This window comes from Luteibacter sp. SVR4-7G (assembly GCF_056755555.1).
Genome location: NZ_JBPGXO010000009.1, coordinates 71,560 through 91,014, shown reverse-complemented (window position 1 = coordinate 91,014; position 19,455 = coordinate 71,560). Strand labels below are relative to the sequence as shown.

The 19,455-nt window shown below is 65.2% G+C and carries 17 protein-coding genes; 4 read left to right on the top strand and 13 right to left on the bottom strand.

Features of this window, described 5'->3' with window-relative positions; all coding sequences use genetic code 11:
* On the bottom strand, positions 1–291 hold the full coding sequence (locus ACR9ZH_RS05410; RefSeq protein WP_481289739.1) for a hypothetical protein: 291 nt from the start codon (positions 289–291) through the stop codon (positions 1–3).
* Between the two features lie 224 nt (positions 292–515).
* On the opposite strand from ACR9ZH_RS05410, the gene ACR9ZH_RS05405 reads away from it, so the two are divergent.
* Positions 516–1,166, top strand: a complete 651-nt coding sequence (locus ACR9ZH_RS05405) for a MarC family protein (RefSeq protein WP_481289738.1) — start codon at positions 516–518, stop codon at positions 1,164–1,166.
* Here ACR9ZH_RS05405 and ACR9ZH_RS05400 read toward each other — a convergent pair.
* The 4 genes from ACR9ZH_RS05400 to ACR9ZH_RS05385 form a co-directional block, all read right to left on the bottom strand.
* Complete coding sequence (locus ACR9ZH_RS05400) at positions 1,109–3,721, bottom strand: bifunctional diguanylate cyclase/phosphodiesterase (protein ID WP_481289737.1); 2,613 nt, start codon at positions 3,719–3,721, stop codon at positions 1,109–1,111. The genes ACR9ZH_RS05405 and ACR9ZH_RS05400 overlap by 58 nt on opposite strands.
* Positions 3,722–3,815: 94 nt before the next feature.
* Positions 3,816–5,546 carry an MOSC domain-containing protein gene (locus tag ACR9ZH_RS05395; RefSeq protein ID WP_481289736.1) on the bottom strand — a complete coding sequence of 577 codons (1,731 nt, stop codon included), beginning with the start codon at positions 5,544–5,546 and terminating at the stop codon, positions 3,816–3,818.
* A 58-nt stretch (positions 5,547–5,604) separates the two neighbouring features.
* A complete protein-coding gene (locus ACR9ZH_RS05390; protein ID WP_481289735.1) occupies positions 5,605–6,579 on the bottom strand; it encodes an MBL fold metallo-hydrolase in 975 nt (324 codons plus the stop codon).
* A gap of 65 nt (positions 6,580–6,644) precedes the next feature.
* Positions 6,645–7,676, bottom strand: a complete 1,032-nt coding sequence (locus ACR9ZH_RS05385; RefSeq protein ID WP_481289734.1) for an alpha/beta hydrolase — start codon at positions 7,674–7,676, stop codon at positions 6,645–6,647.
* A 145-nt stretch (positions 7,677–7,821) separates the two neighbouring features.
* Between ACR9ZH_RS05385 and ACR9ZH_RS05380 the strand changes: the two genes are divergently transcribed.
* A complete protein-coding gene (locus ACR9ZH_RS05380) occupies positions 7,822–8,727 on the top strand; it encodes a LysR family transcriptional regulator (RefSeq protein ID WP_481289733.1) in 906 nt (301 codons plus the stop codon).
* A gap of 25 nt (positions 8,728–8,752) precedes the next feature.
* Here the strand turns inward: ACR9ZH_RS05380 and ACR9ZH_RS05375 are convergent, their stop codons facing one another.
* On the bottom strand, positions 8,753–9,715 hold the full coding sequence (locus ACR9ZH_RS05375; protein ID WP_481289732.1) for a LysR family transcriptional regulator: 963 nt from the start codon (positions 9,713–9,715) through the stop codon (positions 8,753–8,755).
* An 80-nt stretch (positions 9,716–9,795) separates the two neighbouring features.
* Here ACR9ZH_RS05375 and ACR9ZH_RS05370 point away from each other — a divergent pair, with 80 nt between their 5' ends.
* On the top strand, positions 9,796–10,431 hold the full coding sequence (locus ACR9ZH_RS05370) for a DsbA family oxidoreductase (protein ID WP_481289731.1): 636 nt from the start codon (positions 9,796–9,798) through the stop codon (positions 10,429–10,431).
* Here ACR9ZH_RS05370 and ACR9ZH_RS05365 read toward each other — a convergent pair.
* A complete protein-coding gene (locus ACR9ZH_RS05365) occupies positions 10,406–11,032 on the bottom strand; it encodes a phosphatase PAP2 family protein (protein WP_481289730.1) in 627 nt (208 codons plus the stop codon). The genes ACR9ZH_RS05370 and ACR9ZH_RS05365 overlap by 26 nt on opposite strands.
* 38 nt (positions 11,033–11,070) lie before the next feature.
* Between ACR9ZH_RS05365 and ACR9ZH_RS05360 the strand changes: the two genes are divergently transcribed.
* A complete protein-coding gene (locus tag ACR9ZH_RS05360; protein WP_481289729.1) occupies positions 11,071–11,508 on the top strand; it encodes a low molecular weight protein-tyrosine-phosphatase in 438 nt (145 codons plus the stop codon).
* A gap of 361 nt (positions 11,509–11,869) precedes the next feature.
* Here the strand turns inward: ACR9ZH_RS05360 and ACR9ZH_RS05355 are convergent, their stop codons facing one another.
* The 6 genes from ACR9ZH_RS05355 to ACR9ZH_RS05330 all read right to left on the bottom strand — a co-directional run bounded on the left by ACR9ZH_RS05355 (position 11,870) and on the right by ACR9ZH_RS05330 (position 19,220).
* Positions 11,870–12,235, bottom strand: a complete 366-nt coding sequence (locus ACR9ZH_RS05355) for a DUF6869 domain-containing protein (protein WP_481289728.1) — start codon at positions 12,233–12,235, stop codon at positions 11,870–11,872.
* Between the two features lie 517 nt (positions 12,236–12,752).
* Positions 12,753–14,891 (bottom strand): YjbH domain-containing protein, encoded by a 2,139-nt coding sequence (locus tag ACR9ZH_RS05350; RefSeq protein WP_481289727.1) that lies wholly within the window; start codon positions 14,889–14,891, stop codon positions 12,753–12,755.
* Positions 14,891–16,255, bottom strand: coding sequence for a YjbF family lipoprotein (locus ACR9ZH_RS05345; RefSeq protein WP_481289726.1), 1,365 nt, complete (start codon positions 16,253–16,255; stop codon positions 14,891–14,893). The genes ACR9ZH_RS05350 and ACR9ZH_RS05345 overlap by 1 nt, the downstream gene beginning before the upstream one ends.
* A 37-nt stretch (positions 16,256–16,292) precedes the next feature.
* The gene (locus tag ACR9ZH_RS05340) at positions 16,293–17,630 is read right to left on the bottom strand and encodes a UDP-glucose dehydrogenase family protein (RefSeq protein ID WP_481289725.1); all 1,338 of its coding nucleotides are present in this window, start codon (positions 17,628–17,630) and stop codon (positions 16,293–16,295) included.
* Between the two features lie 45 nt (positions 17,631–17,675).
* On the bottom strand, positions 17,676–18,791 hold the full coding sequence (locus ACR9ZH_RS05335; protein WP_481289724.1) for a polysaccharide biosynthesis/export family protein: 1,116 nt from the start codon (positions 18,789–18,791) through the stop codon (positions 17,676–17,678).
* A 132-nt stretch (positions 18,792–18,923) separates the two neighbouring features.
* Complete coding sequence (locus ACR9ZH_RS05330) at positions 18,924–19,220, bottom strand: hypothetical protein (RefSeq protein WP_481289723.1); 297 nt, start codon at positions 19,218–19,220, stop codon at positions 18,924–18,926.
* Positions 19,221–19,455: the final 235 nt, after the last annotated feature.

Sequence of the window (19,455 nt, the reverse complement as noted above, 5' to 3'; positions counted from 1 at the left end):
TCACCAGCGACGGCCGCGGTCGTTCGCCACGTCGGCCGCGAGACGCAGTTCCTCGTTGGCCTGGCTCAGCAGTTCCTTGGCCCGGCCGGCATGACCGCCAAGGCGCGCATCGTTGGCTTCCTGCGCGCGGCTGACGGCACGCCAGGCTTCCACGATGTGTTGCTGGGCGTCGCGCAGGTTGCCGTGACGGTCGCCGATGTCGACGATGGGCGCTTCCTGGGCGATGGCGGCACAGCCGGTCGCCATCACGGCGCCGAGGAACGTGCCCAAGAGGAAGGTATGCGATTTCATGGTTTGTCCTGAAGTGAGGCGCCGACCCCATCGGCCGGCGAGGCCATGGTCGGCCCAGGGGCGCTGCCCGGTCTTTCCAGTAAGCAGGGTCCCTTTCGAATTCGAACGCCGTCGCGCGACCGTTCGATTCGAAAAACGCGGCTGCGCAGAGGAAAGACTCCAGGGGTTCTTCACACGACCATGAGTAGGGTGCGGCACTCGCCCTTTCCTCATGAGGTACCCGGATGTTCGTGGAAATCGGCCAGGCCACGCTGGCGATCGTCGCAAGCCTGCTCCCCGTGATAAATCCGCCCGGCGCGGCGCTCATGTCGCTCGGCATCGTGCCGCATGCCGACGCGGCGGAACGCGAGCGCCTGGCGCGCCGCGTGGCGTTGAACAGCCTGCTGCTCCTGGTCGGATCGCTACTGGTGGGCGCCTACGTGCTCTCGTTCTTCGGAATCTCCATTCCCGTCCTGCGCGTGGCCGGCGGCATCGTGATCGCCGCGGCGGGCTGGCGCATGCTGGGCGGCATGGACGATGACGATGGGGATGGCACGGAGGTCCATCGCCACCACGGCGATCCGTCGTTTTACCCGCTGACCCTGCCACTCACCGTGGGGCCCGGCGCCATCTCGGTCGCCATCGCCGTGGGCACCGGATCGCCGCGTGGCGGGATCGGCTGGATCCACGTGGTGGCCGCGGGAGTGGCCCTTGCCGCGATCACGGTATCCATCTACCTGTGCATGCGCTTTGCCGACAGCATGAGCCACCGGCTGGGGCACGAGCGGATGCAGGTGGCGTTGCAGCTGCTGGCCTTCGTGATCTTCTGCATCGGCATTCAGTTGCTGTGGACCGGGCTTTCCGAACTGCTGCCGGTCGGCGCCGTGGCCAGGTAGGCCACCAGGCTGGCCAGCGGCATCGGCTCCACCACGTGGTAGCCCTGGATCTGGTCGCAGCCGTTTTCCCGCAACCACGCATACTGGCCTTCGCGTTCCACGCCTTCGGCAACCACGGTCATGCCGAGCGTATGCGCCAGCACGATGATCGAGCGGCAGATCGACGCCGCGCGGGCGTCGGTGTCGACGTCGACGACGAACGACCGGTCGATCTTCAGCGAATCGATGGGCAGGTCGCGCAGGTAGGCCATGCTCGAGAAGCCGGTGCCGAAGTCGTCGAGGGACACGTGCGTGCCCTGGAACCGCAGGACCTGCAGCGCCGGCACCGCGCGCTCCTGCTCCATCAGGCTGCTTTCGGTGAGCTCCACCTGCAACGCGTCCGGCGACAGGTGGTGGGCTTCCGTGGTTTCCCTCACCTGGGCCGCCACGTCGGTGCGTTGGAACTGCACCGCCGACACGTTGACGGCGATCGGGAGGTGCCCATGACCCGCACCGGCGAGCACGAGGCATGCCTGCGCCGCGGCGTCCAGCGTCCAGCGACCCAACGGCACGATCAGGCCGGTTTCCTCGCACAGCGGGATGAACATGTTGGGCGGTATGAAACTGCCGTCGGGCTGGGGCCAGCGGACCAGGGCTTCGAGCTTGCGCACCGTGCCGGTGGCGGCATCGACGATGGGCTGGAAATGCATGAGCAATTCGCCAGAGTCGATGGCCTGGCGCATGCGCGAGGCCGTCGTCAGGCGCGCGACCGAACGTTCCGCCATGGCCGGCTCGAAGACCTGGATGGGATCGCCGTCGCTGCCGCGCATGTGCGCCGCCAGCGCCGCCGCGGCGATCACCTGGCCCGCACGGCGTCCGTCGGCGGGATGCGAGGCCGAACCGAGCTGGGGATCCAGGGTGTGGAAGGTGTCGTTCACCACGACGGGCTCGGTCACCGCGGCCAGCAGTTGCGCCACGATCTCGTCGCGGCGCGCGGAATGGTTGATCGCCACCATGAAACGCTCGCCGGGCCGATGGGCGACCATGCCGTGCGAGCTACCGATGGCGGCGAATCGCGCGGCCACCTGACGAAGGACGTTGCGCCCGACTTCCAGCCCAAAGGTGTCGCTTACCCGGTCCATGCCGCGGAGGTGGATATAGATGAGTTCGTACCACGCGCCGTCGCCAAGGCCATGGTCGAGGTACTCCACGAGCGCTTCGGTATTCGGCAGGCCCGTGACCACGTCGTGGGTGGCGCGATAGGTGAGGGCGCGTTCGGAACGAAGCCGCTCGGTGATGTCCTCGGCGAGCACGAGCCGACCCTTGTGGCCGGCGAAATCGATGCTTGCCGCATGGATGCGCACGTCCAGGGTCGTGCCGTCCTTGCGCCGGTGCACCCATACCTTTCCGGGGTCGATATCGTCGGGTGGCACCGGCGAGCTCAGCAGGCGCTTCACGGTGTTCGCATCCTGCGCCGAGCGGATATCGGTGATCCGCATGGCGAGGAATTCCTCGCGCGAGTACCCATAGTTGCGGATGGCCGCCTCGTTGACTTCGAGGAAGGCGAGCGTGTCGGTGTCGAACACCCAGAACGGCAGCGGGTTCTTGTCGAAGGCCAGGCGGAAGCGCTGCTCGGCCTGGGCGAGCAACGCCTGGATCTGCATGCGCTCGTTGAACTCGCGGATCTGCGTGCGCTCGCCGGCAAGCAGCCGGCGGTACAGGTAGACGAAGCCGAAGCAGTACACGAGGTACAGGAAGGTGCTGAAGAAGGCGAAGCGGTACCACGCACCAAGCACGCTTGGAGTGGCCACGCCGACACCCACCCACAAGGGGTAATCCTGCGGTCCGCTCACGGCCACCATGCGGTCGACGCCATCGATCCGGCTCACGCGGCGGTCGGTCTCCGGATCGAACGGCTCGAAGAGGCTGTCGACCGAATCGCCGATGACGCCGGGCGAATTTCCCGTGCGCGCGACGATCTTGCCGTAGCGGTCGGTGATCGCGGCCACGCCCTTGTTGCCGGCGCGGAGGTGCTCCACGATGTCTTGCAGCTGGGTCTGCTTCAGCCGGGCGAGCACCCAGCGGTTGTCGGCTGCAGCCACTGCGAGCGGCAACAGCCACTGGCCGTGCCGGGACTCAAGGGGGCCGAGGCGGAGCTTTGCCCTGGACGACGGGTCCCGGGTCCAGGCAGGGAGGGTAGGGTCGCCTTCGCCCAGGGTGATGGCCTTGCCGTCTGCATCCACCAGCAGGAGATCGGCGATCTCGCCCTGGCGCCGGCCGGCGACGCCCGCCATGTTCTCGCTGATGAGCGCGGGTGCGCGTTCCGGCACGCTGGCCATCAGCTGGCCGCTGTCGGCGGCAACGCCTTCCATCGCGCGCTGCAGGTTGCGCAACTGTGCGTTCAGCAGGCGCTGCCCGCCATCGGCAAAGGCCTTGTTCTGCACCCGGGCCGCCTGGATGCGTCGCGTATAGTCAGTCTTCAGCACCAGCGCCAGCGTGATGCCGAGGACCAACACCAGTACACCACCGACCGCGCGAACCAGCCGCGCCGAACGATAATGTGCTGCTTCGGCCATGGACGCTCGCTGGCGGCGGTGACGGTCTCACCTCGAGCGAAACTAGCAACCTCGTCAGCCGACGGCAAGCCGTCGTGCCCCAGCGGTGTGAACGTCAAAGATCGAGCGACACCGGCCCGCGTGGAAGCGAACAGCATATGAGCACGTCGCCGGCCGGCGGCGGCGTGAGCGGGTCGGGCGAGTACGCCACCGCGCCATCCACGAGACCGCACTGGCAGGTGTGGCACACGCCCGTGCGGCAAGACCAACGCACGGTGACGTCGCAGGCTTCGGCCAGTTCCAGGAGCGACCGGTAACGGGAGTCCCAATGCACGCTCAGGCCGCTGCGGTTGAACGTCACCAGCGGCCCGGTGCCGTCCACGGCCGGCGGATGCGGCGCGCGGCTCCCCGGTCCCGTGGTGCCGGGCGTGATCGAGGCTCCCGGACCGAAGGTTTCGCTGTGGATGCGGTCGTCGGCGACGCCGATACCGTGCAGGTCGATCAGCATCTGGCTCATGAAGGGCTGGGGTCCGCAGAGGTAATAGTGTCCGTCCCTGGGCAGGCCCATGCCTTCCAGCTCGACACGACCGATCCGCCCGGCGATGTCGTAATCGCGGCCTTTCACGTCGCCATCCATGGGCTGGCTGAAAAACACCTTGCTGTGCGCACCGGGCAACTTCCCAAGGGTTTCGCGCACTTCGGCCGGGAAGACGTCCTCGCTGCCGCGACGGGCGACATGGATCCACCACACGGCGCGAGGCGCCGCTTCCGTCGCCAGCGCGCGCAGCATGGAAAGGAGGGGCGTGATGCCGATGCCGGCGCTGATGAGGATCACCGGCGAACCGTCGCTTACCAGCGTGAACTCTCCCCGCGGCGCGCTGGCCGCCATGCGCTGGCCGGCGGCGACCTGGTCGTGCAGGAACCGGCTGCCTTCGCCTTCCGCGCGCTTGACGCTGATGCGGTAGCCTTGCCCCGGCACATACCCTGAAATGGAATAGCTGCGCAGGATCGGCGGCAGGTCCGGTCCACGGTCGATCCGCAGGGCGAGGAACTGACCGGGTACAGGCGGTGGCAAGGGTGTTCCGTCGGTGCTGACGAGCAGCAGCGAAGTGACGGCGTCGTTCTCGCGGTGGACACTCGCCACGACGAGGTCGCGGTAGCCGCTCCATGCCGGCACCGCTTGCGCCGGCGGCTTCGGACGCGCTTCGTCCTCCAGCATCTGCGCGAACGATTGTTTCCATCCCGGACTGAGAGCCGGAATGCGCAGCGCGCGCTCCAGCGTGTCGCGCGAGTGGCCGGGAAGGTAGAGCAGGGCGTCCACGTCGGCCACCGTCAGGTCTTCCGGGCCTTGCGAGACCCTTTCGATCGCGTCGCCGGCACCGATCTCGCCTTCCTCGATCACCCTGAAGTAGAAGCCGGGCCGATGATGCGCCACCAGCAGGGACGCCATCTGCGGATGATCCATGCGGATGCCCACGCGGTAGCAGGTGACGCGTGGCTGGGTGACTTCGAAGAGGGCGCCTCCGATCCGGTAGCGATCGCCGATGCGCACCTCATCGTCCGGCAGCCCTTCGATGGTGAGGTTCTCGCCGAACTGCCCGTATTCCAGGGTGGGGCGTCCAAGGAAGGCCTCCCAGTACCGGTACGATTCGATCTGGTAGACCATCACCGCCCGGTTGGGGCCGCCGTGGCCGGCCTTGTCGGCCTGGCCGTCGCCGTCGATGTTGAGCGTGCGGACCATGACACGGCCGCGCACGGGCGTCTTGAAGATGCCCGTGCGTACGACGCGGCCTTCCCATTCGACGTCGCGCGGCATACCTGTATTGACCGAAAGCACGCTAGCCATGCCGTCTCTCCGCTGCGGTTGCAGTAAAGGGTAATGTGGGAGCCGTGGCTCCCACATTTCACGGTGCCGCCTGGTACGGTGCAGGAACCCAGGCATAGGCGGCATTGTCCGCTCGCACGTGGCCCAGGCCGGGGAAGGACAAGTGCGCACCGCCCACGAGGTAGCCCTCGCGTGCCGCGTCGGCCAGCACGCGGCGCCGCGATGCGATGGCCTGCGCGGGATCCACGTCGTACTCGATGGTGACGGAGGGATCGTGGAATTGCACTTCGGCCGCGTGGACGATGTCGCCCCACAGGAGCAGGCGCTGCCCCTTGCTTTCGACCATATAGCCGGTAAGACCCGGAGTATGGCCGTGTTCCGGAACGCTGCGGATGCCCGGGAACAATTCGGTGGCGCCGTCGAAGGTCTTCAGCCTGCCGGCCTTCACATAAGGATCGACGGTGCGGTGCGATTGCTCGAAGGTGGTGCGCCGATTGGCCGGAGCCTTGGCCTCTTCCTCCGCGCTGAGCCAATGCGCCGGATCGCGGCGATCGACATACACGACGGCGTTCGGGAACACCGGTTTGCCGCCGATGCTGAGGCCACCCGAATGGTCGCCATGGATGTGCGTGAGAAGGATGGCGTCGATGTCCCCGGGCTCATAACCGGCGGCGTGCAGGTTCGCCACCAGCTTGCCGGAGGTCGGCCCGAAAAGTTCACCCGCGCCGGTGTCGACGAGGATACGTTTCGTGCCGGTGTCGATCAGATAGCAATTGATCGACAGCTCCACCGGTAAGGCCTGGTGCGCATCGGCGAAGGCTGCGCGCACCTCGTCGGGCTTGCTCATGATCTTCGGCAGGTCGCGCGGGGCGGAACCGTCCGAGAGCACGGTGATGCGGAAGTCGCCGAGGCGCGTGCGGTAAAATCCCGGCGCCTGCTGCGCCACCCAGCCTGTCGCCGGGGCGGCGGCCGCGCCGGTCGTGGCATCGGCGCGGGAAACATTCACGGCGGCGAAGAGCGCGACGGTGGCGAGAAAGAGAAGTGCGGGTTTCATTGATCCGGTCTCCATGAAGGGTAGGCGATCCATGCAGGAGCCGCGATGGCGGCTCCTGCACGTTTCTAACGAAGGGCCTGCTCGATCGCGTGGCCGACCTGGTCCAGCGCTGCCTGCGTGCTCGGCACGTCCTTGATGCCGTTCAGCAGCACGAAGTCGTGGATCGTGCCGTTGTAGCGGGTGGCGGTGACGGGGACGCCGGCCTCCTTCAGCTTGCGGGCATAGGCCTCGCCCTCGTCGCGCAACGGATCGTTCTCGGCCGTGATGACCAGCGCAGGCGGCAGGCCGCGCAGTTGTTCCTTCGTCGCCCGCATCGGCACGGCGTAGGGATTGGCGCGTGTCTTCGCATCGGGCGCATAGATGTTCCAGCCGAACTGCATGAATGCGCGGGGCAGGAAGCGGCCGGTGTCGAACTGGCGATACGAAGCCGTGTCGAAGTTCGTATCGGTGGCCGGAATGAGCAGCACCTGCAGTCGGATCGAGGGGCCGCCGCGGTCCTTCGCCATCAGCGCGAGCGCCGCGGTCATGTCGCCACCGACCGAGTTGCCTGCGACAGCGATGCGGCTGCCATCCACGCCGATCTCATCGCCGTGTGCCGCCACCCACTTCGCCGCGGCATAGCTTTCTTCTATCTGGGTCGGGAAGACGGCGTCCGGGATGGGCGTGTATTCGACGAACACGGCGGCGGCATTCGAGCGGACCACCAGATCGCGCACCAGGCGCTTGTGGTTCTCGAAATCGCCGGCGATCCACACGCCGCCATGGATGAACAGGAGCACCGGAGGTTTGGCCGTCGCATGTTCGGGCTTCATGACGTACAGCTTTACGCTGCGGCCGTCTTGCTGAATCCTCTTCGTGGAGACGATCACGCCCGAAAGGTCCACCGGCGTCTTGGCCTGCAGGCCGGTGAGCACCGCGCGTACCTGGGGGCCGGGCAAGGTCCAGAAGGGACTGGAGTCCTTGTTCACCGCGGCAAGGAAAGTGCGGATCTGCGGATCGATGTTCGGGTCCCGGGCGGCATCGGTGGCGGCCACGGCGGTCTGGGAAAGCCCGGCGAGCGCGCCCAGGGCGAGGGTGGATTTGAAGAAACGGTTCATGGCGTAGCCCTCAGAGAATGGTCAGGAAGAAGTGCCGATTGTTGGTCCCTTTCGGCACAGTGAAAGGCTACGCTTGACCTCTTCCCGTGATTAGCCGGATATTTCGGAAATGATTGTGCCATTGGTGGCACAAAAGGGCCGGCCCATGACGATCGATCTCAACGACACGCTGGCCTTCGTGAAAGTGATTGAGGCCGGCAGCTTCACGGCGGCGGCGCGCGACTTGCGCCTCCCCAAAACGACGCTCAGCCGTCGCATCCGTGAGCTGGAGGAACGTCTGGGGGCGCAGTTGCTCCACCGCACGACGCGAAAGCTCAGCCTCACCGAAGCCGGCTCGGTGTACTACCAGCAATGCCGGCACATAGCGCAGACCCTGGCCGATGCCGAAGCGTCGGTGTCGCAGTTGCAGGGGAGGCCGCGCGGTACCTTGCGAGTCACCTCGTCGCACTCGTTGATGCTGAGCCTCATCGGACCGCTGCTCGCTGGATTCCGCGAACAGTTTCCCGAAGTGACGATCGATCTCGTGCTCAGCCATCGCACCATCGATCTGGTGGAAGAGCATGTGGACCTGGCGTTACGCATGGGGCCGCTGGTGGAGTCAGGCATGGTGGCCCGTCGCCTGGCCGTGCTGCCGAATCGGGTGTACGCCAGCCCCGCGTACCTGGAAAAGCACGGCGAGCCCGCCCATCCCTTCGAACTACAGCGTCACTTCGCCCTGGTCACGCGCGTGGCGAGGCGTGGCGGCGGTTATGCGTGGCCGATGAGCAAGGATGGCACGACCGAAAGCTACGAAGTGACGCCGGTGATAGAAGCGGACGATCCGGAAGTGTTGAAGGCGCCGTTGTTCGCCGGAGCGGGCCTCATGATGGCTACCGACATGATCATGGCGCGGCACGCCGCGGAAGGCCTCGTGAGGCCCGTACTTCCCGGGTGGCTCGGTCGCTGCCCGGAACTCCATGCGGTGTTTCCGAGAGGTCATGTGCAACCACCGAAGCTCCGCGTCTTCGTGGATTTCATGGTGCGGCAGCTCGCGGCTTTGCCGGGACGCTGATGCCGCGAACCTGTTCGGCGCATTCCTAGGATTGAGCCGCGCGCCCGATGGCTTCCCGCAACCATCCCTGCGCGCGGTCGCCCGCCAATCGCTCGTGCCATAGCGCGCAGACCCTGAAGCATGTCGTCGGATAGGGAAGCTCGTGGACGGCGATGGGGTGGTGGCGCGCGAAGCTGGCCGCCAGCGGGCGAGGCACGATGGCACCCATGTCCGGCTCGCGGAGCAACGCGGGAATGGCCAGGAAGTGGGGCAAGGAAACCGCGATGCGCGGCTTCCGGTCGAACGCGGCAAAGGCTTGTTCGAACGCTGCGCGATCGTACATTTCGGAGCGCCGGGCGAGGCCGCGCTCGGATATATAGCCGTCCACCGCGCCGTCGCGTTCGCCGCCGAGCGACACGACCACCATGGACAGGCGCGAGAGCGATGCCATGGTCAGGCCGCCCGCAGGGAAAGACGCGCCGGTGACCAGGACTTCGTCGTATTCGAACAGGCTGCGGCTGCCGAACCGCGCCGGTACGCATGAGAACGTGCCGAGGGCGACGTCGATCCTTCCAAGGTCGAGCTGTTCCGCCAGGTCGATTCGTGTCGAAGGCTTGATGGCGATGTCGACATGGGGTGCCTCGGCGGCCAGGATCTCCAGCAACCGCGGGAATACCACCATGGTCATGAAGTCGCTCGCCGCCACGGTGAAACGGTGGGTGGAGGTGGCGGGGTCGAACGCCTCCAGGCCGATCGCGTTTTCCATGGAGCGCATGGCTTCCCCGATCGGCCCGGCGAGGGCCAGCGCGCGAGCCGTAGGCTGCATGCCTGACGCGGTCCGTACGAAGAGCTCGTCCCCGACGATCTCGCGCAGGCGCTTCAGCGAGTGACTCACGGCGGACTGGCTCAGGAACAGCTTGTGACTGGCGCGAAGGACGCTACGCTCCGCCATCACCGCGTCGAAGACACGGAGCAGATTGAGATCGAGGTTGGCGAAGGTAACCGTCATGAGGGGGTGTGAACGCGGTGCATGATCGAACTGCGATTGTTTCACTTCCGGAACGGCGAGGCCACGCCGATCATGAACGCATGAATACATTCAGAGAATCGTTGAAGCTGGGTGACCCGCACACCGCACTGCACTGGTACGACTTCGTCTGCCCGTTCTGCTACGTCAGCCAGAACCGGAACAGGATCCTCGAAGACTATGGCATCCACGTGGTGGAGCTGCCGTTCGAGGTACATCCGGAGATTCCCCCGGAAGGACTGTTCGTTGGCCCTCGCGAGGGCGAGATGTACGAACGGCTGGAACGCGAGGCCAGGAGCGCCGGCCTGCCCCTCGCATGGCCGGCAAGGCTGCCGAACACGCGCATGGCGCTCGCCACGGCCGAATGGGTGCGCTTGCATCGCCCGCAGGCCTCGGTGCGCTTCAACAAGGACCTTTTCGAGGCCCACTTTGCCCTGGGTGAGGACCTGGGCGATGTCGCGGTCGTCGACCGTTATGCGGCGCGATACGGCGTAGACCTCGAGGCCTTGCACCTGGCCCGGGCCGATGGAAGCGCGATGCTCGCACTGGAACGTTCGCAGACCATGGGACGGGACCTGGGCGTTCGCGGCACGCCTGCCTGGCTGCTGGCGCAGCGCCTGGTGTCGGGGCTGCTCCCGGTGGACGAGTTCAGGCGTCTGGCCGAGATGGCACTCAGCCCGGTCGTCCGGGGCGCGTGAATACATCGGGACGGCCGCTCAGCCAGGCGGCCATGTCCTGCAGCAGGTGTTGCGACGGAAACACCCGGCCATAGCAAAGCAAGAGGATCGCCAGGGCGCCGCCGCCCAGCAACATCTTGCGAAGTCCGGCCCGATCGCCGGTTGCCTCCCGTGGCGCCGAAAGACCGCGCAGGAACCAGGCAAGCACGCCCGCACCGAGGAGCGAGCCCAGCCATACTTCCGACGGACTGTGGAATTCCAGTGCGAGGCGCGACATGCCGACGGCGAGACCCACCAGCGTGCCGCACGCGATGGCCGCCCGGCGCTGGGCTTCCGGCCGGCCTTGCATGAGCAGGGCCGCCAGCGCTGGCCATACGAGGATGGCCAGCGCGGTGTGTCCGCTGAACCCCGTGTAGTCGAGCCCGGGAGGCCGGATGTCCCAGGCCATGAACAGCAACTTGGAAAGCGCGACGCATCCGCCGCACACGATCGCAGCCAGCAGCCACCGCCATGCATCGTGCCGGTCGAGGGGAGGCAGCACCAGGCAGATCGCCATCCAGGCGATCATCGGCAGCAGCACCGCGCTGTCGCCAAGTGCGGTGATGGCCATCCATATCGTCACGTGCGGCTCTCCGGTCGGTCGTCTATTATGGGCACACCATGTTCCAACGCATCCTGATCGCCTGCATCGGCAACATCTGTCGAAGTCCCACGGCGGAATATCTTTTCAGGGATCGCCTCGGCCCGGGCCACGGCGCGACGGTATCGAGCGCGGGTCTCAGCGCCATGGCCGGGCATCCCATGGACCCGTCCGCGCTGGAGCTGTTGCGCGAGCACGGTGTGGACGGCACGGGCCACCTCGCCCGCCAGCTGGATGCAGCGCTGCTGCGCCAGTCCGACCTGATCCTCGTCATGGAGCGAAGCCACGTGGACGCGATCCGGCGCATGGCGCCGGAAGCCAGCGGCAAGGTCTTCCTCCTCGACAAATGGCTGAGCCAGCGAGACATCCCCGATCCGTATCGGCAGCGCAGGCCCGCGTACGAACAGGCTTATGCGCTGATAGACAAGGGTGTGGACAGCTGGCTGCGCTATCTCTAGAGCGCCCCCAGGCCGTTGAGCGCACGGCGGCAGCCTCAGAGAGATTGAAGACGGCCGCGCGTAGCGGCCTGCCTGCTCTGCAATACGAATTTACCCGCAAAGCTACTGCCATCTTGCATGGGCGTCTATCGAAGGACCGAGTGCTCACGAAGGAAGAGATGCATCCCATAGGCGGCGAGGAGGGCACATGCTTCTTTAGATCCCGCGTTATTCACTTCATCTCGGTGCTCGCATGACTGCTCGCATCCTCGCATGAGGATGCAAGCGCTAAGTCACGCAGCTTGAATCGAACGCGAGAACGCCTGAGAGAACCGCTTGATGTCGCGGTCATTGCGTCGCGTCATTAAGCCTCGCGGCTCGATCAAGCTCGAAGTTTCATCAAACGAGCCCAAAGCGAGTCGCTCATCGATGTGCGGCGCCAGACACAGCTGGCGGCCATTCTAAAGTTTTCACTCCTAAGACTAATGCGCTCTACCTCGGCGATGACAGCGTCGCCGTGTGCGACCAATAGGTCTTCAAGCGGTCCGGCTCCGAGATTGCCAAGCAAACGTTCATCGCGGGTCTTTCCAGCAATCTCTTCGATGGTGGAAAGGCACGCTGAAGGGTTCTTGCGGCTCAGCTCCCACAGGATCGTCGAGGCTGGAAACAAAGCTTTGTACTCCGACGAAGATTCGTCAATTGTCTGCAACTTAATCCAACTCTCTGCCAGGTCCGGTATCGCATTCATGAATAGCTTTCCGTTTTACGATGCAGAGCGGGATAGGGGCGATTGTATCCCAGCACCACGCTTCATCAGGATAGTTAAGACATCCGGCAGCATTCGTAAACTCCGCATTCTTGTCGATGTGATACTTGGACGATCTTCTGGATGGGCAATACGCGTTCGGAGGACGGCCGTCGATTCCGCCGGGGAACCGCCACCACCTCACCGTGGCCGTGGATGTGCGCCAAGCGGGAGAGGCGAACGCGATGGTGCTTCGGCGTCGCCGAGAAAGGCTGAGGTCAAACGCGGCGCCACGCTTGGCGTGGATAAAAGTTACGACACGCAGGACTTCGTAGCGGCGCTTCGAATGTGCGGCATCAAGGCGCGTGGCATAGGACAGTGGTGGCATCCCTCACCGACGTGAGCAGACATTGCTTTGGGGGCAACTGGGCACCGAAAAAAATCGCCCATCACGACCTCCACGATAGAGGCGACTATGATTCGGTGCGAAAAAATCTGATTCTCAACAGCCTGCTAGGGCCTATTCGCGTATTTTCTCCAGGTTCTTGTCGAAGAGGTCGCCGTCCAGGTCGTTGGTAAGCGTGTAGAGGGTATATCGCTTGTTGAGGCGCGCGCCGCCATCGCGGATCAGCGGTTGCCAGAGCAGGGTCGCGCGGCTGCGCGAGGAATGCGGCAGCAGCATGTCGAAAGGAATGGACACATAAATGCCTTTATCGAAGCTGCCTTCGCCGTAACCGGCGCTGCCCGATTTATTGGTGATCGTGGCATATGCGCCCATGCGTGCGCCGTTGTGGAATTCGCGCGAAATATCCACGGTGCTGCCCCAGTCGCCGGCCAGGTAGCGGCCTACGCTCACCGCCACGGTGACGTCGTGGAAACCGGTATTGAAATAGCCGGTGGCCTGGCCGGTTATCACGCGATAGCGGCGCAGCGAGAAATCCTGGTCGAAGCCGCGCTGCTTCACCCAGTTGAGGTCCGCGCCCACGGCCCACCGTTCGCCGAAGGGGCGATAGAGGATTTCCCCACCGGCGCCCGCGTACATGCTTTCCAGCATGCCGGCATACGCCAGTCCGTAAAGATCCTGGCCCAGGCGATGCGTGCCCGTGAGCTGGAAATTGGGCAAGGTCACGTCCGAACTGGTGAGGTACTGGCGCAGGTTGGTGCGTACGCGGGGAAGGTTGCTGGGTGCGTCGTACTTGAACTTGTCGTAATTGTTGGCGAGGTTGACCGCGAGCACGCCGTCCAGCCAGAGATTGCGGCTGAAGTTGAACGTGCCCGAAGCGGCGCCGTATACCTGGTACAGGACGAAGGCATCGGGGCCACCGAGGTTCTGCTGGTAACCGAGCGACACACCTCCCGTGAATCGCTTCAATGGCGCACGGTACAGCACCTCCTCGTCGCGTGACGTCACCGGATCCTGCTCTACGCTCCGGCGGAAGTCGGCCAAGTCGAGGCGGTTGTCCAGCAGTTCGATGAAGCGGGGCCGGTGGATGCTGGTTTCCACGGTGGGAAGACCATTCCGTTCGCTGGACACCGTGAGCCAGCCGATACTTTCGTCCACGCGGTTGTCGACGATGCGCGCGGCGCGGCCGACGCCTTCGGCGGGGTAAAAGAAGCGTTGCTGCTCGCCGTGCACGACCAGTTCCGAGCCACGCCGGCCGATCCGCGAGACGTCGATGCCCGCGTTTTCGTGGAGATTCTTCGCCACCGCGGACCAGTCGACCTGTTCCGGTGCCTTTCGCTCCGCCGGTTGCGCATCCGCCTGCGTACTTTCCACCGCCACCGGTTCCGGCTTTGGATCGAACGGCTTCGGCGGATCGACATGCGTAGCGAGGTTGCTGTGCAGGTTCAGGCCGGCGGTAACGACGTTTCCGCGTTCGTAGCCCACTGTCAGGTCGACATTGCGATTGATCCGGAACACCGCGCCGAGGTTCACTGGCCAGCGTTGCGGCTGGTTGTTGTTCTGCGGCTGGTGCCTGTAATCGTTGCCGTCCAGTTCCGCCTTCAGCAGCAACCACTCCCACGGCGACCGGTATTCGATGCCGCCGAAGAAGCCGGGCCTCCCGCGCAGGAACTTGTTGGTGCTGAACTTGCCCGTGCCGGTGCCGCCCGTAGGACGTGTCCTGAAGCGGTCGCTGATGATGTCCAGAGGGTTCGCGATGTCGCCACGCGCACCCATGTAGCCCCAAGCAAGCCCGACGCTGAAGTCGAACGGCCCGGCACGCTTGCTGGTCACCACGTATTCGCTGGAGAACAGGCCCGTACCGCCGATATCGCGGGCGCCGACGGCCACCGCGGGAAGCCAGCGGCTCTCCTCCCAGAGGCGAATCTTCGCATCGATGGACTTGTCCTTATAGGTCTGGCTTCCGCTGAGCGAACGTGGGCCGTACAGGCGATTGCTCACATTGGTGTAGCGAAACGACCCTTCGAGCCAGGGCAGGGGCTGCATCGATACGTTGTAGTTGGTATAGGGCGTGGTGCGACTGAGTACGAAGCTGAATTCCCCCTCGCGTGCCATGCGTGCGGTCGGCGTCTGCAGCAGGCCCACGCCGCCGAAATCGCTCTGCGTGTACGCCTCCTGTGCATGCGCGATGGACGCGCCGCCCGCGAGCAGGACGAAGGCGGTGCGGAAGCAGCCATGCCAGGTGCCCCGCCGCATCAGCGCGCACCGCTTTCGTCGAGCACCTGGGTGGCGAGGAAGCCGGCGACATCGCGATTGAACGTATCGTCCGCCGCACCTGCGATGGCGCGTCTGTCGAACGGCACATAGATCCATGCACCCGGTGCGAGGGGGCGCGGCGGATCGCGATTCCACAAGGCAATGCCTTGCTCGAACACGGCGCCGTCGGGCTGGACGATGTAGATCGTATCGGGATCCGCTGCCGCCGACGCGGGGCAGGCGGAAAGGTAACGTCGCGCATCCTGCATCGGCACCTGGGCCAAGCGACAGGCTTTCTCGACGGCGCCCACCACGCGGATATCGGTGGGGCGGCGCGGATAGACCAACGTGTCGCCTTCGCGCATGGGCCAGTCTTCCGCAGGCGTCACGTCCAGCCGCGCCGGGTCCAATACAGCGCCTGTTCGCCTTCCGGTGACCGGGAGCGCCGACAACCACGCCTCGAAGGCCTTGCTTGCGCCGGACAGTTCCATGTCCTCCGCACCCAATGCCTTGAGGCGAATCGCGCCGAGTTCGTACACCAGGCCTGCGCGCAGGCGCAGCTGGTCGCGTTGCAGGGATGGCTGCAGCCATGCGCCGCCGAGCAGGTAGGCATCGGGATCGGCCAGGCTCGCCGCGACCACCGAGAGGCGTACACCTGCCGGGCGGGCCACCGCAGCCGGTTTCCCCGCGACGGGCCCGGTCGCGTTTTCCTTGTATGGCTGCAACTGGATCAGCTCAAGCGGCAGCCCCGGCGCGACGTACTGCCGGCTTTTCCAGATGAAACCATCGCCCGGATCGACCCAGTAACGATTGGTCATGCTCACGCCGAGCGATGGCACCGAGACGTGCTCGTCCACCCTGCGCAGGCGGTGCACCGTGCCGAGGATATCGACGTCTTCCATCGCTCCGGGCTCCAGCCGGGCCCGCAGCTCGATGCCATAGCGATAGCCCGGCGACCAGTCGACCCTGCGCGCGTAATCGAGGGGAGCGCGGAGGTGCTGCAGGCCTTCGCGGAACGGATTGGCGGCGGGAAAAGCCGTGCCGTCGAGGTTCTGCGGCAGGCCCACGGTTTTCACCACGAGTCCGTCCCGGGTGACGACCGCATCGTGTCCGCTGCCGTACCAGCCCAGTTCACCGTTTCCGACACGGGCGAGGACCAGGATGGCTTCGCCATCGGGTCCATTGGCCTGCATCTGGAAATAAGGCACGGCCGCCACCGATGCCGCGGTGGGATGTACCGTCTCGCGCTGCATCGCAAGGCGTACCGATTCCAGGCTGCCTCGCGATACGGAAGAGCATGCGGCCAGACCAGCCAGCACCAGTCCCACGCCGCCGGAAAACAGGACCCGTCGAAACACGCGCATGGAAGGTAGGTCGCGACGGGCCACGATCGAAGCGCCCTCAGCGCTGCAACGAGCGGCCGCGTCCAATGCCGTAATAAGCGATGCCCGCATCCTCGACGGCCTTGGGATCGTAGAGGTTGCGGCCGTCGAAAATGGCAGGGCGTGCGAGCCCTGCCTTGATCCGTGCGAAGTCGGGACTGCGGAAGGCCTTCCATTCCGTGACCAGGGCCAGCACGTCGGCGCCCTCCAGCGCGTCGTATGCGTCGTCGCAAAGCACGAGGTCGTCACGCCTGCCGTAGATGCGCTGCGTTTCGGTCCGGGCTTCGGGATCGTACGCCCGCACGCGCGCGCCCGCCGCCCAGAGGGCTTCCATCAGCTTGCGGCTTGGCGCCTCGCGCATGTCGTCGGTATTGGGCTTGAAGGCCAGTCCCCACAGCGCCACCGTCTTTCCCGACAGGTTGCCGTCGAAGTAACTGAGGATCTGGCTGTAGAGCCGGGTTTTTTGCTCGGCATTGACGGCCTCGACCGTTGCGAGCAGCCGTGCGTCGTAGTCGTGGCCGCGGGCGATCCGCTCGAGTGCCTGCACGTCTTTCGGGAAGCAGGAGCCGCCATAGCCCACGCCCGGGTAGATGAAGTGGTAGCCGATCCGTGGATCCGCGCCGATACCCTGGCGAACCAGCTCCACGTCGGCGCCCACGCGCTCGGCGATGTTCGCGATCTCGTTCATGAAGCTGATCTTGGTCGCGAGCATCGCGTTCGCGGCGTACTTGGTCAGTTCCGCCGAACGCTCGTCCATCACCACCATGCGGTCGCGGTTGCGGTTGAACGGCGCATAGAGCTTGCGCAGCCGCGCCACGGCGCGCTCGCTGGACGAGCCCACGACGATGCGATCCGGGCGCAGGCAATCTTCCACCGCGTCGCCTTCCTTCAGGAACTCCGGATTGGACACGACGTCGAAGTCGGCCGCGGCCTGGCGCGCGACCAGTGCTTCGTTCACGGTCTGACGCACCCGGTCGGCGGTGCCCACGGGCACGGTGGACTTGTTGACGATCACCGCATAACCCTCGAGGTGTTCGCCGATGGTCCGCGCCACGCCCAGCACGTACTTCATGTCGGCGCTGCCGTCTTCATCGGGGGGCGTGCCCACGGCGATGAAGATGAGTTCGCCGTGCGCGACGGCCGGCGCCGGATCGGTAGTGAAATTCAGCCGCCCCGACGCATGGTTGCGTTTGACGATCGGCTCGAGCCCGGGCTCGAAGATGGGAACGACGCCCTGGCGCAGGCCGTCGACCTTTGCCTTGTCCACATCCACGCAGACCACGTGGTTGCCCATCTCCGCGAGGCAGGCACCGGTAACCAGACCCACGTAGCCGGTGCCGAAAATGGTGACCTTCATTTGTGACGCCTGTACAGTTTCGAAGGATGAATGGAGCGACTGCGCTCAGAGCTGGCTGTCGCGATCCAGGTTGTATTGCGCGTTGGCCGCGTTGCTGATCAACCCGGAAAGGGGCAACAGCTGGCTGATGAAGCGGTTCCATCGCGTGATGCCGGCGGGACCGACGAAGACGACATCGCCCGGCTTCACCGAGAACTGCGCGGCCACGGCGAACGCGGAAGGCGAGGTGCCGTCGAGCTGGTAGACGGTTGCCGGTGCCTTTTCGAAGTCTTCCACGCCGCGGATGACGTACACCGACTTGCCGCGCGCGCTGGTCTGGTTGAGACCGCCCGCACGCCCGAGTGCCTGCGTGAGGGTGAGATCGCTGGTCTTGAACGCGATGGCCTGCGGACGGAGCACTTCGCCGATCACGTAGGCCTCATGGCGGTCGTTATAAGGCAGGTAGATGCTGTCGCCGCCTTTGAGGTAGATGTCCTGTCCGCCGTTTTGCGAACGCGACAGTGCGTCGAGGTCGAGGTGGTATTCGCGGTTGTCGCGGCGCAGGACCACGTCGGAGAGATCCGCCAGCTGGGCATTGACACCTGCGGAGCCGATGGCCTGGCTCAACGTCAGTGGCGTGACGGTGATGTTCTGCGGATCGGTTTTCACGAAGGCGCCGCTGAGGGTGACCTTCTGGCTGGCGAAGTTGACCACGCTGATGTCGACCTGCGGCTTCTCGATGTACCTGGTAAGCCGGTCGGTGATCGCCGTGCGCAGTTCTTCCACGGTGAGGCCGGCGGCGTGCAGCAGCCCCACATAGGGATAGAACAGCGTGCCGTCGGGACGCACCAGGCGGCCGTTGGCCGCGGTCTGCTGCTGCGAACCGGCGGGGGAGGTCAGTTCGGGGTGTTCCCACACCGTGATGTAGAGCGAATCGCCGGGACCGATGCGATAGGAATCGGGCTTATAGGACGTGAGCTCCGGATCGATGCCCGGCACGTTGGCGCTGGCACGGTCCATGGCGATCAGCTTCGGCGTGATCGGAACGAGCTGGTAACGGCTGCCAGTCGCGCTTTCCTTGTCGTTCAACTCGCCGGTTTTCATGTGCTGGCCGGGTGCCAGGATGCATGCCTGGAGAAAAAGACAGCACCCGGCCAGACCGAGAGTCGGCAGGAACTTCATCAGGGACTAAATCCTTTGCGTGGCGTCGTGCGGTGAAGCCATCGATGTACTTAAACCGATCGAACATTAACCGCCCTGGAATATTCAGGAACCGAACGGCCATTTAGACGTCCAGACGCCTGTCGATATGGATCAATGCGTTCCTCCCGTGCCGCCTGTTCCACCTGTACCGCCCGTGCCGCCGGTACCGCCCGTGCCACCGGTTCCATCATTGCCCGTGCCGTTGGCATCGTTGGCGGTGGCGCCCGACGCCGCAGCCATGGCTGCCGTGCCGGCGCCGACGCGAGCGGGAGAAATAGCGCCTTGCGCGGCCTGGCGAGCCTCGTTGGGCATGGCGACCCGCGGTTTACGCGGCGTATCCGGCGCGCCGTCGGACGGGTTGGAAACATTGGCTGGCCGCTGGCTCTGCGCCCATAACGGGGCAGTCACGGCGAGAAGAGCGCATGCAACGAGTAGACGTCTCACTTTGATTCTCCAAGGGAAGGGGAGTGTGTCCGCATCACATTCATGAACGCGGTTTGCGTCGGCGCGATGAGTGTTTCATTCACCGACAACTATGTTCCACGGTCAAGGCAATACGCTGAACGTGCGCTGCAGGCGACTGTTTTTGTGACACCACTCCCAGATTTACGGTTGGTGGATTGCTTGATGTTTTCCCCGCGGT